Raw genomic sequence first — 13,407 nt, forward strand, 5'->3', positions numbered from 1 at the left:
CGCTTCATCTGGCCATAAATATCCCGGGGGAGGCGCGCGCAGCGCGGCGGGGGCAGAGCCCCCTGCCTCAACCGGATGCTTCGCCCGACCGCGCAGCCTTCAGCGCGATTGGCAAAGCCTCGGCAAAGGCGCTTAGATCTTCCTCTGTACCACAACTGATGCGGATACACCGGTTCTGCGGTACAACAAATGGCATACGAACAAAGATGCCTTGAGCCACGAGGGACGCCAACACCGCCTTGGCAAACTCGCCATCTTCACCGCAATCAATTGCGACGAAATTTGTTGCCGAAGGCAAGGCGATCAGCCCATTCTCTCGCGCGATCTCTCCAATGCCGCTGCGCGCGGTTTCAATGCGGTGTTGCACCTTGCCCAGCCAAGCCTGATCCGCCAATGCAGCCAGCGCCCCCGCTTGGGCTGCGCGGTTCATTCCAAAGTGGTTGCGTATCTTGTTGAAGGCCAGGATCAACTCGGGTGCACCAATCGCATACCCAACCCGTGCACCGGCTATGCCGTAGGCCTTTGAGAATGTCCGCATCCGTATCACGCGTGGATCATCGGCTCGCACTGGGGCTGCTGTGCCTTCCGGGGCGCATTCCACATAGGCCTCGTCCAACACCAGCAAACATCCCTCGGGCAGAGCGTCCATCGCGGCAACGATATCTGCGCCGCTGTGCCAACTTCCCATCGGGTTATCTGGGTTGGCCAGATAGACCAGTTTGGCGCCAACCTCGGCCGCTTTTGCAAACAGGACCTGTGGGTCTTCGTGATCCCCGGCATAGGGCACCTTGTGCAAAACCCCGCCATAGCCCGCGACATGGTAATTGAAGGTCGGGTAGGCCCCATCCGAGGTCACAACCGCATCTCCTGGCTCGACAATCAGCCGCGCCAGGTATCCCAGCAACCCGTCGATCCCTTCGCCAACAACGATGTTCTCGGGGGCGATCCCATGATGATCCGCCAGGGCGTTACGCAGATCGTGGTTTTCGGGATCGCCATACATCCAAATCTCGGCACTTGCCCCACGCATGGCCTCAATCGCACGGGGCGAGGGGCCGAACACGTTCTCATTTGCGCCCAGACGCGCCGAAAACGGTGCACCGCGCTGACGTTCCTGCGTTTCAGGGCCAACAAACGGCACGGTTGCGGGCAAGGTTTGGGCGAGCGATGTATAGAGTGGTCCGGTCATAGGCGCAGATAAACGTATGCGCACAGTTGGGGCAAGCATGTGCATTGCCCTGACGTCGCGGTGGAACTGAACCCCCATTTTGGGTCATGTTGGTCCAAACAGTGTTGGGAGGCCATCATGGCACGCGTATCCGTCGAATACCGCAATCACATTGCCCATGTCACCCTGACGCGGGGCGACAAGATGAACGCGCTGGACGACGCCATGATAAAGGCCTTGTTGGGTGCCGGGCAAGAGGTCGCCGCATCCGATGCACGCGCTGTTGTCCTGTCGGGCGAGGGCAAAAGTTTCTGCGCCGGACTCGACATGGCTAGCTTTGCAAGCATGGCGCATAAGGACCCGACCGAATGGCTGATGACCCGCAGCCACGAAGACGCCAATGAGATGCAGGAGCTTGCCCTGATCTGGCGCCGCGTTCCGGTTCCAGTGATCTGCGCCATTCAGGGCGTGGCCTATGGCGGCGGGCTGCAGATCGCATTGGGTGCAGATATCCGCATCGCGCATCCCGAGGCCAAACTGGCGGTGATGGAAATGAAATGGGGCATCATACCCGACATGGGCGGCATGGTCCTGCTGCCTCGGCTGGTTCGATCTGATGTTCTGCGGCTGTTGACCTTTACTGCCCGTCCCATCGGCGCATCTCAGGCGGCGGACTGGGGGTTAGTGACAAAGCTGTCTGATGACCCGTTGACCGAAGCCCTGGCAATCGCCGAAAACATCGCTGGTCAAAGCCCCTCTGCAATCCGGGCCGCCAAACGGCTGATCGAGGTGGCCGAAACCCGGGGCCGCCAGGATGTTTTGTTGGCCGAATCTTCAGAGCAAGTAGACCTGATCGGAAAGCCCGACCAGATGGAAGTTGTCATGGCTCAGATGCAAGGTCGAAAGCCGGAATTCAAATGATCAACGCATAAAGGCGCGTCGCGCATCGCGGGCCATATGATACCGCATCTCCAGATCCGCGATCCTGGCCATTTCCGCTTTGCGCGCCTCGGGGTCGGACAAGGTTGCATATTCCTTGCGCGCCGCATCCAGTTGCTTTTTGATATCGAATTCTTCAGGCAGAACTCCGGCCTGTGCCATGATCCGGTGACCGGCTGCGATCGCAGGATCGCCCTGCGCCTCGCCCGAACGGTCAGGCAACGGGGCACCTTCGCCATCAAGGCCCTGCAACTGGCCCTCAGCCTGAGCCTTCTTGATCTGACGTTCAACCAGTTTTCCAAGCGATCCGAACATGCGCGTATCGTATCAATATCTAAGACTTGACGAAAGGGATCAGCGTATTTTGTTGGTCACAAGATAGGCGATACCACCTGCCAGCAACCCCCAGACCGCTGCGCCCAGACCAAAGACACTGACGCCCGAGGCCGTAATAGCCAGAGTCAGAATGGCCGCCTCGCGCTCGGCTGGCACATCCAGTGACGCGTGCAAGGCATTGGCCATTACCCCGATCAGCGCCACACCTGCCAACGTGCCCATCAACAGCGGGTCGGCATTCGCGGCGAAGCTGGTGATTGCGACGGCAAAGATACCGAACAGGCAGTAGAACACGCCCCCCATGATCGCGGACCAATAGCGCAGGGCAGGGTCGGGGTGACTGTCTTCGTTCGAACACATCGCAGCGGTAATTGCGGCCAGGCAGGTTGCCGGTGCACCAAAAGGAGCAGAGAGCAGACTTGCGCCCCCAACGGTTGAGAATAACCGACCTGCGTCTGGCTTGTAGCCAAAGCTGCGGATCACGGCGACACCGGGAATGTTCTGCGTTGCCATCGTCACGATGAAAAGCGGCACGCCTATCCCTATTGCGGACGCGGCTGAAAACGTAGGCGTGGTCCAGATCGGGGCGGCTACCAGTTGATCGGGCAGCAACTGGGCGTCCCCGGCATTCAAAGTCACCACAATGGCCGCCGCGATCACAGCGGCGGGGACGGCGAATAGTCGATTGGATCGACCTGCGATGAACCAGATCAGGATTACCGGCAGGGCCTGCCAAGGTATCTCTACCGCTGCTTTGAAAGGTACCAGACAAAGCGGCAAAAGCACACCGGCCAGCATCGCCTGAGCCAGCGTAGTCGGGATCGCCGCTGCCAAACGCCCCAACGGTTTCCAGAGCCCGGCCAGAACCGTCAGAGCGCCGGCGCATAAGAACGCTCCGATAGCGCCGGAGTAGCCCTCCACCGGCGTGGCAGAGACGGCCAGCAGCGCAGCCCCCGGCGTTGACCACGCGACGCTGATTGGCAGCTTGTAGACTGTGCTGAGAATGATGGCGGCCAACCCCATTGCGATGGCCGCGCTCATCAGGCCGGATGCGGCCTGAGCGGGCGAGGCACCCATGGCGGCCAAGCCCTGCAAGACAATCGGGAACGAGCTAAAGAACCCAACGATAGCGACCACCAACCCGGTTGAAACGGTCTGCATCGGGGGAAAGCGCTGTGTCATTGCGTCCTCAGGGGTTGCCACTTGCATTTGCTAACAACCGCAGCCTGCCGGGAACAAGGTCAAAAGCGTCAGAGAAAAGGAAAACCCCGCCAGAACGTGTGGCGGGGTTTTCGAGTTGTGTGATTGTGAAAAGATAAAGATCAGGCGAGTTCGGCCAGACGAGCGAGGGCTTCGTCCAGCTTGGCCTCTTCTTCTTCGCGAGCAGCAAGGTTGGCTTTGGCTTCTTCAACCACCTCTTCCGGGGCCGAGGCCACGAATTTGGGGTTGTTCAAACGCCCACGCAAACCGCCGAGTTCTTTGGCCAGCTTGCCCTTGGCCTTCTCCAACCGTTCCTTTTCCGCGCCGATGTCGATGATATCGGCCAGCGGCAGGCCGAAGGACGCGCCGGGGGCGGCGATCGAGATGGTGCCTTTGGGTAGCTCATCAGCTTTGGTCAAACTGTCGATCCGCGCCAGACGCTTGATCAGCGCCTCGTTGCGATCCCATGCGGCCTGACCGTTGGCGTCGATTTCGGCCACCAGCATCGGCACGTAGAGGCCAGCCGGAACCCGCATCTGCGCACGGGCCGAGCGGGTGTTTTCGATCACCGAGATCACCCAGTTCATTTCGCGATCCGCGTCGGCGTCGATCAGGTCGGCAGCGGCGTAGGTTGGCCAGTCGGCATGGACAACCATCTTGGGCCGCGTGCCGGTCAGCGCCCAAAGCTCTTCGGTGATGAAGGGCATGATCGGGTGCAGTAGGACCATGCATTGATCCAAAACCCAGCGCATGGTGGCGCGGGTCTCGGCCTGTGCTTCGACGTCGTCGCCCTGCAGCAGCGGTTTCGACAATTCCACATACCAGTCGCAGACCTTGCCCCAGACAAAGGCGTAAAGCCCGTTGGCCGCGTCGTTGAAGCGATAGCTTTCCAGTGCAGCATCGACCTCTTCCCGCACACGGGCGGTTTCGCCGATGATCCAGCGGTTCACGGCGGCTTTGGGTTTTAGGTTGGCTACATCCAGTTGTGGGACGGCGTCGGTGAAGACCTCGTTCATCTCGGCAAAGCGGACGGCGTTCCACAGTTTGGTGCCGAAGTTCCGGTAGCCGGTGATGCGCTCGCGGGACAGTTTCAGCACACCGCCAATCGCCGCCATCGATGCGTTGGTAAAGCGCAGCGCATCCGCACCGAATTCGTCCACGATCTCCAGCGGGTCGATAACGTTTCCGGTGGTCTTTGACATCTTCTTACCCTTCTCGTCGCGGACGAGCTGGTGCAGGTAGACGGTGTGGAACGGGATCTGATCAACCACGGCCAGTTGCATCATCATCATCCGGGCGACCCAGAAGAACAGGATGTCAAAGCCGGTGATCAGAACGTCCGTGGGAAAGTAGCGCTCCAGCTCCTCGGTCTGCTCAGGCCAGCCCAGCGTGCCGATGGGCCAGAGGCCGGAGGAGAACCATGTGTCGAGGACGTCGGGGTCGCGCCACATCGGACACGCGCCATTTGGGGCTTCTGGGAAGTTCATTTCCCATGAACCCGGATCTCCTTCGGTGTCGAAGAAACTTGTCGGAGTGTATCCAGCGCGATCCATCCAAACCTTGGAAATCTGTGCTTGAGCTTCCTCAACAGATGCAGCGCAGAAGTCCTTTACCAACAGGCCACCCCGGCTGCGGTAACCAGCTTCCGGGTCGTCTTTGGGAGCGTTTTCGCGCAGGAAATCTACAGCTCTGGAAAGTTCAACACCAGGGCCAACACCGACGCTATGCGTCCCAATAGTTCCGTCCAAATCTGGAACTTGGGCAGTCCAAACCGGAATCTGATGCCCCCACCAAAGCTGCCGCGAGATGCACCAGGGCTCAATGTTTTCCAGCCAGTGGTAATAGGTCTTCTCGCCCGACTCGGGGATGATCTTGACCGTGCCGTCCCTGACCGCATCCAGCGCCGGGCCGACGACCTTTTCTGCGTCGACGAACCACTGGTCGGTGAACATCGGTTCGATCACCACCTTGGAGCGGTCTCCGAAGGGCTGCATGATCGGTTTGCTCTCGACCAGCGGGACCAGCTTGTCTGCGCCCTCATGATCGGGCTTCAGAGCGGTTGAACCCAAACGCGGATCGTCTGCGCGGGTCATGACGGCCAGGCCGTCAGCGGTGATCTCTTCCACCACCTTCGCCCGCGCCTCGAACCGGTCGAGGCCGCGCAGGTGGTCGGGGATCAGGTTGATCGCGTCGATCTCGTTCTCGGTGAACTCACGCCCACGTGCATATTCCTGCGCCAAATCCGCCGCCTCGGCATAAGGCGCGCCATCGGCCCGCATCGCGCCTTTGGTGTCCATCAGGCGGTACATCGGAATGCCGCCGCGCTTGGCGACCATGTTGTCGTTGAAGTCATGCGCGCCGGTGATTTTCACCGCGCCCGAGCCGAAATTCGGATCGGGGTACTCATCGGTGATGATCGGGATCTGACGGCGATGCTCTTTCGGACCAACCGGGATTTCGCAGAGTTTGCCAACGATGGGTGCGTACCGCTCATCCGAGGGGTGAACCGCAACCGCGCCGTCGCCTAGCATGGTCTCGGGGCGGGTCGTGGCGATCGAGATATAGTCGCGCTCTTCCTCAAGCACGATATTCCCGTCCTCGTCCTTTTCGACGTAAGTATAGGTTTCACCACCCGCCAGCGGGTATTTGAAGTGCCACATGTGGCCCGCGACTTCGATATTCTCGACTTCGAGATCCGAGATCGCAGTTTCGAAATGCGGGTCCCAGTTGACCAGACGCTTGCCGCGATAGATCAGGCCCTTTTCGTACATGTCGACGAAAACCTTGATCACGGCATCGTGGAAATTGGCCGAGTTCTCGTGCCCCGTGCGCGGGTCGCCTGATGCACCTGCCATGGTGAAGGCGTTGCGCGACCAGTCACAGGAGGAGCCGAGGCGCTTAAGCTGCTCGATGATCGTGCCGCCGTATTCGCCCTTCCACTCCCAGACTTTCTCAAGGAACTTCTCGCGACCCAACTCTCGCCGACCGGGCTGCTGGGTGTTGGCCAGCATCTTCTCGACCTGCATTTGGGTCGCGATGCCCGCATGGTCCTGACCGGGTTGCCAGAGCGTGTCGAACCCACGCATGCGGTGCCAGCGGATCAGGATGTCCTGTAGCGTGTTGTTGAACGCATGGCCCACATGCAAAGCACCCGTCACGTTGGGCGGCGGGATCATGATGGTAAAGCTTTCGTCACGCGATCTGTTCGCGCCTGCCTTGAAGGCTCCGGCCTGTTCCCAGGCCTCATAAATACGGGCCTCGGCCTCGGCCGCGTTGAATGTCTTTTCCATCGCCATGGGATGCGTCCTGCGTCATCGAATTGAGGGTCAGCGCCTGCAATAGCGAAAGCTTTGCGAAAGTGGAAGGCTTTGCCGCCAATTCCCCTCAGCGGTGAAGTTCATCGCGACCGTGAACCACGCCACAGACAACGGATGGTCGGGTCGATCACACTCTTACGGTGTGGTCACAGGGCCGCGCGGCGGAACAAGATGTAGCTTTGCTGTCAGTTTCGTGACCCGGCGACAGACGCTTTCTGGAGATTTGCACTGGTTTTGAACTTTCGTAATATATTCAGACATATGATGGTTCAATTGAAGACGCTGAAGCAGGTGACGGACTTGGCCATGATGCTGCCCAAATGGCTGACTAGGATCGAGATGATGGTGCAGAGGCTCACGGTTTCGTTGGGTGCCTTGTCCGGCAGGGGCAGGATGCCCATCCTTAAGTTTATCTCCATGCCGCGTTTATCAGCGCGCCTTAAGCTGGACGCTCGTTGGTGTTGCGGGGGTGAGATGCGGATGCAGAGGCTATTGGTGTGCATGCGACCAGGGTCAGAGGAGGTGCGATGCTGAGACGCGCGCGCAACTTTGCAGAGTACAGGAGTGGCTGAGATATGGTTTTGTCGCGGCTAAGCAGAAAGGTACTGGGATGGCTTGGGCGGCCATTGCGGTCCGAGCATTCTGCCGAAGTGCGGCATCGCGAGCCGATCAGCCATGTCATCATTCTGGACGGGACCATGTCGACGCTCGAACCGGGATTCGAAACCCACGCGGGTCAGACTTACCGACTGTGCAAGGAGATGGGCAGCCAAGTATCCGTTTTCTATGAAGCTGGCGTACAGTGGGACAGCTGGAAATCCTCGCTGGATGTGATGATGGGGCGTGGGATCAACCGGCAAATCAGGCGCGCTTATGGATATCTGGCATCGCGGTACAAACCGGGGGATCGTATTTATTTCATGGGTTACTCACGCGGTGCCTATGGCGTGCGCAGCCTGGCCGGGGTGATCGATATGATCGGCCTGCTTAAGGCCGAGCACGCAACCGAGCGCAATATCAAACAGGCCTACCGCCACTATGAGTGCAACCCTTCGGGCGCGGCGGCGCGGGATTTCCGGGGCAAGTTCTGCCATGACGACCTTGCCATCGAGATGATTGGCGTCTGGGATACCGTAAAGGCGCTTGGGCTGCGTCTGCCATTGTTGTGGCGCTGGGCAGAAGACAGGCACGCTTTTCACAACCATCATCTGGGGCAAGCCACGCGCCATGGCTATCACGCCATGGCCCTGGATGAGACGCGAGAGGTGTATGAGCCGGTGCTCTGGCAGTGCAAACCCGATTTTAAAGGCCATGTTGAACAAGTCTGGTTCCGCGGCAGCCATGGAGATGTAGGTGGTCAGTTGAACGGGTTCGAACAGGCCCGACCGCTTAGCAATATCTCGATGATCTGGATGCTAGATAAGGCCGAGCGACATGGGCTGCCTTTGCCAGACGGGTGGAGGGATCGGTTCCCGACAGATGCCGGTGCGCCTTCGGTGGGCACGTGGCGGGGGTGGGGTAAGATTTTCCTGCTACGCAAGCATCGCAGGGTCGGACAGGATCGGTCCGAGCAACTGCACGTCTCGGTATCGCCTCAGGACCTGCCGGGTTGGGTGCCGATGTCAGACGAAGCGTCCTATCCGGCGCGATGAGGGTTCAGGTTGGAATGCAAACATTCCTTACAGTCGCGACAAATGCGTCTGGGCGCTCAACCAGATCGAACCGCCATCGCCGTGGGGACCAGTTGTAAATGCGTTGTGCGTCTGGATGATCCACGATCATCAGGCCGTGAAAGAACCAATCGGAAGTGGATTTGTAGCCCGTCGCTTCGGTGTAAAAAGAAAACCCGCGTAGTTCATAAAGTTTGTCGACTTTGGATCGCGGTGAGTGATGCGCAATGCAGAAAGGTGACCCTTTAGCGATGATGTGAGCTTGAACTTGGATCATAGGAACTGTCACAAGAGACCAAAGCGCTGCCACTGTTCCAATCGAAACCCCGATTTTGGCTAACCATGAGGGTTTTGGATTTCCGTCACTCCCCGACCAAACAAGAAAGCTGGATGAGACGGCAATCGTCAGACTGATTCCATGAACTACCTGGGTTTCTAAAAACAGAGAAAAAACTCCTGATGCCAGCGTCAGAAAGATACCTGCAACAGCCGTTATTGCAGCACAAAGCTTGGCAAGAGTGGCTGGTATGTAGTGCACCCCCATTGATACAAATCCTGCGATTGCCAGAGGTAGGATTGGGGCTATCCAAGTTGAAAGGTATAAAGTTTGCACCCAAAAGGGTTGGCCTTTGCCAGACGCGGAAGGGGTGAACACCGTGTTGTTGAATGGTTGTAGGTAAGCCAGAAAAATTAGTGCGGCATAGGCAAAGAATAAAACTTTGTGTTTCAAACTGGCCTCAAAGCGAAATACCCGGCGAAGACTGAAATATTTAGGACAAGCCAACCTCTTTCAAGGTAACGGCTTGCCAAAGACAGTGTTTGTTCGAAAGGTGCAAAACCAAGACAATTGAATTGCACCCGATGTGCCGTTACCGCCGCCGGTCGCGGCGTGAGCTCATGGGCTGGAACGCCACACCTACATGGGCCTCGCAATAGGGTTTTCCGGGCTCAACCGGCAGACCGCAGAACCAGAAATCATCGGTTGCCGGGTCACCCACGGGCCATTTGCAGGTTTTTTCGGTCAGTTCCATCAGCGTCAGCTTCTTGGCCTTCTTCTCAACCTCGTTGACCTTGGCCAATGCCTCGGGGCTGATTTCATTGGCTGAAGGCTGCGGCGGCAACGGCTGACCGGCCGGGATGATCTGCCGGCGGGCAGGAACCGCAGGTTTTGACTCGGCCGCAGGCGCTGGCGCGGGGCGAGCGGGTTCAGTCTTGGGTGCAGCTTTGGGCTTGGCCTCGACCTTTGGTGAGGGGGCAGGCTTTTCCTTAGGCTCGGATTTCGCCGGAGTCGCACCAGTTGCGCGGTTTGATAGGCCCAGACGGTGTACCTTGCCGATCACGGCGTTGCGGGTCACGCCGCCTAGTTCTTTTGCGATCTGGCTGGCCGACTGGCCCTCGCCCCACATCTTCTTCAGCAGCTCTACACGCTCGTCAGTCCAGGACATCATTTGCCTTTCAAAAGCGGAAAGCGGCCCCGGATTCGGGCCGCCTTGGGAATTCGTTTCAGCGCCCTATTCTAATCACTGCGGGCCGAGTTACAAGCGGTCTTCGAATCAGTTATGGGGCAGACATGCAGAATCTTGTGGATCAGGGCACGCGCCGGTTCGGCGCGGTGAATTGGATGGGGCTTTATACGCTGGCGCAGCGCGAAACTCTGCGCTTTCTGGCGGTCTGGACGCAAACTCTGCTGGCCCCTTTGGTGACGGCTGGTTTGTTTCTGCTAATTTTTACAATCGCCATCGGTCCCAGTAGGCCGGATGTGATGGGTGTGCCATTCCTGACCTTCCTTGCGCCGGGCATCATGATGATGACGGTGATTCAAAACGCCTTTGCCAATACGTCTTCTTCGATGGTGATCGCCAAAGTGCAAGGCAATATCGTTGATACGTTGATGCCGCCCCTGTCACCGCTTGAGATTTTGCTGGGTTATCTAGCAGGTGGGATCGCGCGGGGCGCATTGATCGCCTGCGTTGTGGCCCTGGCCTTTTGGGTATTCCTGTCGATCGCTCCGCACAATCCCTTGGTCACACTGGTCTTCGTGCTTCTCGGAAGCGCTTTTATGGGCGCGTTGGGCTTGTTTGCCGGTATCTTTGCCAACAAGTTTGATCAGATGGCTGCGATCACCAATTTCATCGTTACACCTTTGGCGTTTTTGTCGGGTACCTTCTATTCCGTCGACGCCTTGCCTCCGGTTCTGAAGGCGATCAGCCATGTAAACCCGGTTTTCTATCTGATCGACGGGTTGCGATACGGCATGATCGGTGTGTCGGACAGCTCTCCTGTTTTGGGGGCCATTGTGTGCAGCCTGGCCATTCTGCTGGTCTGTACGATGACATGGTGGATGTTGCGCAAGGGTTACCGGCTCAAGGCCTGACGCTGCCGCGCTTCACGCCAGACCAGGATCAACGCGCCGGCAATGATGATGGACGAGCCGATGATGCTGACCGGATCCGGCACGACGCGAAACACGGCAAAATCATAGATCGCTGCAAAGATCAGTGTTGCATAGCTGATCGGCGCCACGAATGAGGCATCCGCACGGGCCATACCATTCACGAAACAGGCTTGGGCACAGGCCATCAAGACTCCGATACCAATTAGCGCAGCCCATTGTGCTGGGTTGGGCATTTGCCAGACGAAGACGACCGCAACGGATGCAATGGCCAATCCCATCGAGTTATTCACCAGTAGGATTTGGATAGGAATTTCCTTGCCTGAGAGTTTTTTGATGAAAATCAGCTCCATCCCGATTACGGCAGCAGCCGCCAGGGCCAACAATGCTGCGGGCTGAAAGCTCTCAGGGGTTGGGCGGAGCAGGATCAACGCACCTGCCAGCGATACAGCAGCAGCCAGCCAGCGCCATGGTCCAACACCCTCTTTCAGCAAAGGAATTGCAAGCACCATGGCAAAGACCGGGTTCAAGAAGGAAATCGCTGTTGCATCCGCGATTGGAATGAACGCGACCGAGGCAAACATCAGTGTGATGCCAAGCCAGCCAAAGCTTGTTCGACCAATATGCAGCTTCCAATGGGGGCGCCGCAACTGCGGGCGCAGAATGCCAACTGCGCTGACAATCACCACAAACGCAAACAAAAACCGCCCATGGCTGATTTGCATTGGGTGAAGCGGCGGGCCGAGCGTTTCTGTTCCCAACGCCTTGGCCAACAAGGTCGTTGCAGCAATAAAGGCACTGGCGAAGAAAATCAGCAGGGCGGCCAGTGGCGGATTCTGATCCTTGGGTTCGAACATGGTCTACCGGTGGGGCAGCGCGTCCAGAATGGCAAGACGTAACTGCAAGGCGCAGCGATGCTGAGCAATATTTCTTGCACGACGCAAATTATGGGTTTCCAGAACCGCTACGGGTCGCTATACGGCCCGCATGATCAAAACCGCACATATCCTGCGCCTCCGACGCCGACGCTTTTCTGCGTAACCGCTTCGTTTGATCTCTTTGCGCCGTGTAAAGCGCCGCAAATCTCACCAAATCAGTTGACGACCATGGCCCCGGTGTATCACTCACAGGGCTTAAGCTATCTTAAAAGGATGATCCGATGATCCCGTCCGTTCTGCCGACCTATAACCGTGCGCCCCTGACTTTTGTGAAGGGCGAAGGCGCCTGGCTGACTGAGGCGGATGGCCGACGTTTTCTGGACCTCGGTGCCGGGATCGCGGTGAACGCGCTTGGCCACGCGCATCCGGCGTTAGTCAATGCGCTGACGGAACAGGCGCATGCGCTGTGGCATGTCTCGAACCTCTACCACATTCCGCAGCAGCAGGCGCTGGCCGATAAGCTTGTCGAACACACCTTTGCGGATACCGTGTTCTTCACCAACTCGGGCACCGAGGCCTGTGAACTGGCCGTCAAAATGGCCCGCAAGTATTTCTATGACAAAGGCCAGCCCGAGAGGGTCGAGATCATCACCTTTGATGGCTCGTTCCACGGCCGCTCCTCGGCTGGTATCGCCGCCGCCGGGTCCGAGAAGATGACCAAGGGCTTCGGCCCTCTGTTGCCCGGCTTTGTGCATCTCACCTTCGGAGATCTCGACGGTGTGACCAACGCCATCTCCGAAACCACCGCTGCGATCATGATCGAGCCAGTGCAGGGTGAAGGAGGTATTCGGCCTGTTCCCGATGCCGAACTTAAAGCTTTGCGCCAGATTTGCGACGACCATGGCCTGCTTCTGATCCTGGACGAAGTGCAATGCGGCGTGGGCCGCACTGGCAAACTCTTCGCGCATGAATGGGCGGGCATCACCCCGGATATCATGATGGTCGCCAAAGGCATTGGCGGAGGCTTCCCTTTAGGCGCAGTGCTGGCCACAGAAGAGGCCGCCAGCGGCATGACAGCAGGCACCCATGGTTCGACCTATGGGGGGAACCCGCTGGGTTGCGCTGTTGGCTGCGCCGTGATTGATCAGGTTGCCACACCCGCATTCCTTGAGGGCGTCAACCGCAAAGCGGGCTTGATGCGTCAGAAGCTCGAAGGTCTGGTTGCCGCACATCCGGATGTCTTTGAAGAGGTGCGCGGATCCGGCCTGATGTTGGGCCTGAAATGCAAGGCGGCGAATATCGAAGTCGTCAACGCAGGTTATGACAACCAGGTCATTACTGTGCCCGCTGCCGACAACGTGATCCGCTTGCTACCGCCCTTGACCCTCAGCGAGGATGACATCGTCGAAGCTCTGATCCGCCTCGACAAGGCTGCCGCACAGGTTGAAGGCCAACTTGCCACCGCATGACCCTTCTTCTGTTAAAAAATACCTCGGGGGTTCGGGGG

12 protein-coding genes are annotated in these 13,407 nt (G+C 58.4%); 4 read left to right on the forward strand and 8 right to left on the reverse strand.

The features are described 5' to 3' along the window. Nucleotides 1-67: 67 nt before the first annotated feature. Nucleotides 68-1,189, reverse strand: a complete 1,122-nt coding sequence (locus ACR0JE_RS09435; RefSeq protein WP_480864024.1) for a pyridoxal phosphate-dependent aminotransferase — start codon at nucleotides 1,187-1,189, stop codon at nucleotides 68-70. Nucleotides 1,190-1,306: 117 nt separating this feature from the next. On the opposite strand from ACR0JE_RS09435, the gene ACR0JE_RS09440 reads away from it, so the two are divergent. Next, nucleotides 1,307-2,089, forward strand: a complete 783-nt coding sequence (locus ACR0JE_RS09440) for a crotonase/enoyl-CoA hydratase family protein (protein WP_480863982.1) — start codon at nucleotides 1,307-1,309, stop codon at nucleotides 2,087-2,089. On the opposite strand, the gene ACR0JE_RS09445 is transcribed toward ACR0JE_RS09440, so the two are convergent. The 4 genes from ACR0JE_RS09445 to ACR0JE_RS09460 all read right to left on the reverse strand — a co-directional run bounded on the left by ACR0JE_RS09445 (nucleotide 2,090) and on the right by ACR0JE_RS09460 (nucleotide 7,379). Next, nucleotides 2,090-2,422, reverse strand: coding sequence for a DnaJ family domain-containing protein (locus ACR0JE_RS09445; RefSeq protein ID WP_480863983.1), 333 nt, complete (start codon nucleotides 2,420-2,422; stop codon nucleotides 2,090-2,092). Between the two features lie 39 nt (nucleotides 2,423-2,461). Beyond that, on the reverse strand, nucleotides 2,462-3,625 hold the full coding sequence (locus tag ACR0JE_RS09450; RefSeq protein ID WP_480863984.1) for a benzoate/H(+) symporter BenE family transporter: 1,164 nt from the start codon (nucleotides 3,623-3,625) through the stop codon (nucleotides 2,462-2,464). Nucleotides 3,626-3,765: 140 nt separating this feature from the next. Further along, complete coding sequence (locus tag ACR0JE_RS09455; protein WP_480863985.1) at nucleotides 3,766-6,939, reverse strand: valine--tRNA ligase; 3,174 nt, start codon at nucleotides 6,937-6,939, stop codon at nucleotides 3,766-3,768. A gap of 290 nt (nucleotides 6,940-7,229) precedes the next feature. Continuing rightward, nucleotides 7,230-7,379 carry a hypothetical protein gene (locus ACR0JE_RS09460; protein WP_480542120.1) on the reverse strand — a complete coding sequence of 50 codons (150 nt, stop codon included), beginning with the start codon at nucleotides 7,377-7,379 and terminating at the stop codon, nucleotides 7,230-7,232. Between the two features lie 156 nt (nucleotides 7,380-7,535). Here ACR0JE_RS09460 and ACR0JE_RS09465 point away from each other — a divergent pair, with 156 nt between their 5' ends. Beyond that, nucleotides 7,536-8,612 (forward strand): DUF2235 domain-containing protein, encoded by a 1,077-nt coding sequence (locus tag ACR0JE_RS09465; protein ID WP_480863986.1) that lies wholly within the window; start codon nucleotides 7,536-7,538, stop codon nucleotides 8,610-8,612. Between the two features lie 4 nt (nucleotides 8,613-8,616). Here the strand turns inward: ACR0JE_RS09465 and ACR0JE_RS09470 are convergent, their stop codons facing one another. Continuing rightward, nucleotides 8,617-9,360 carry a hypothetical protein gene (locus ACR0JE_RS09470; RefSeq protein WP_480863987.1) on the reverse strand — a complete coding sequence of 248 codons (744 nt, stop codon included), beginning with the start codon at nucleotides 9,358-9,360 and terminating at the stop codon, nucleotides 8,617-8,619. 139 nt (nucleotides 9,361-9,499) lie between these two features. Beyond that, nucleotides 9,500-10,075, reverse strand: coding sequence for a GcrA family cell cycle regulator (locus ACR0JE_RS09475; RefSeq protein WP_170531686.1), 576 nt, complete (start codon nucleotides 10,073-10,075; stop codon nucleotides 9,500-9,502). A 125-nt stretch (nucleotides 10,076-10,200) separates the two neighbouring features. Here ACR0JE_RS09475 and ACR0JE_RS09480 point away from each other — a divergent pair, with 125 nt between their 5' ends. Then, on the forward strand, nucleotides 10,201-11,004 hold the full coding sequence (locus ACR0JE_RS09480; RefSeq protein WP_480863988.1) for an ABC transporter permease: 804 nt from the start codon (nucleotides 10,201-10,203) through the stop codon (nucleotides 11,002-11,004). On the opposite strand, the gene ACR0JE_RS09485 is transcribed toward ACR0JE_RS09480, so the two are convergent. Continuing rightward, the gene (locus tag ACR0JE_RS09485) at nucleotides 10,986-11,879 is read right to left on the reverse strand and encodes a DMT family transporter (protein ID WP_480863989.1); all 894 of its coding nucleotides are present in this window, start codon (nucleotides 11,877-11,879) and stop codon (nucleotides 10,986-10,988) included. The genes ACR0JE_RS09480 and ACR0JE_RS09485 overlap by 19 nt on opposite strands. Nucleotides 11,880-12,181: 302 nt before the next feature. On the opposite strand from ACR0JE_RS09485, the gene ACR0JE_RS09490 reads away from it, so the two are divergent. Next, a complete protein-coding gene (locus tag ACR0JE_RS09490; RefSeq protein ID WP_480546515.1) occupies nucleotides 12,182-13,369 on the forward strand; it encodes an acetylornithine transaminase in 1,188 nt (395 codons plus the stop codon). The last annotated feature ends 38 nt before the right edge of the window (nucleotides 13,370-13,407 follow it).

It is taken from the genome of Ruegeria sp. H3, assembly GCF_056533095.1.

What these genes read in the sequence shown, in the direction of transcription:
- ACR0JE_RS09485 (WP_480863989.1), bottom strand. Translation starts at nt 11,879, where the DNA reads ATGTTCGAACCCAAGGATCAGAATCCGCCACTGGCCGCCCTGCTGATT.
- ACR0JE_RS09445 (WP_480863983.1), bottom strand. Translation starts at nt 2,422, where the DNA reads ATGTTCGGATCGCTTGGAAAACTGGTTGAACGTCAGATCAAGAAGGCT.
- ACR0JE_RS09480 (WP_480863988.1), top strand. Translation starts at nt 10,201, where the DNA reads ATGCAGAATCTTGTGGATCAGGGCACGCGCCGGTTCGGCGCGGTGAAT.
- ACR0JE_RS09435 (WP_480864024.1), bottom strand. Translation starts at nt 1,189, where the DNA reads ATGACCGGACCACTCTATACATCGCTCGCCCAAACCTTGCCCGCAACC.
- ACR0JE_RS09455 (WP_480863985.1), bottom strand. Translation starts at nt 6,939, where the DNA reads ATGGCGATGGAAAAGACATTCAACGCGGCCGAGGCCGAGGCCCGTATT.
- ACR0JE_RS09475 (WP_170531686.1), bottom strand. Translation starts at nt 10,075, where the DNA reads ATGTCCTGGACTGACGAGCGTGTAGAGCTGCTGAAGAAGATGTGGGGC.
- ACR0JE_RS09490 (WP_480546515.1), top strand. Translation starts at nt 12,182, where the DNA reads ATGATCCCGTCCGTTCTGCCGACCTATAACCGTGCGCCCCTGACTTTT.
- ACR0JE_RS09440 (WP_480863982.1), top strand. Translation starts at nt 1,307, where the DNA reads ATGGCACGCGTATCCGTCGAATACCGCAATCACATTGCCCATGTCACC.
- ACR0JE_RS09460 (WP_480542120.1), bottom strand. Translation starts at nt 7,379, where the DNA reads ATGGAGATAAACTTAAGGATGGGCATCCTGCCCCTGCCGGACAAGGCA.
- ACR0JE_RS09465 (WP_480863986.1), top strand. Translation starts at nt 7,536, where the DNA reads ATGGTTTTGTCGCGGCTAAGCAGAAAGGTACTGGGATGGCTTGGGCGG.
- ACR0JE_RS09450 (WP_480863984.1), bottom strand. Translation starts at nt 3,625, where the DNA reads ATGACACAGCGCTTTCCCCCGATGCAGACCGTTTCAACCGGGTTGGTG.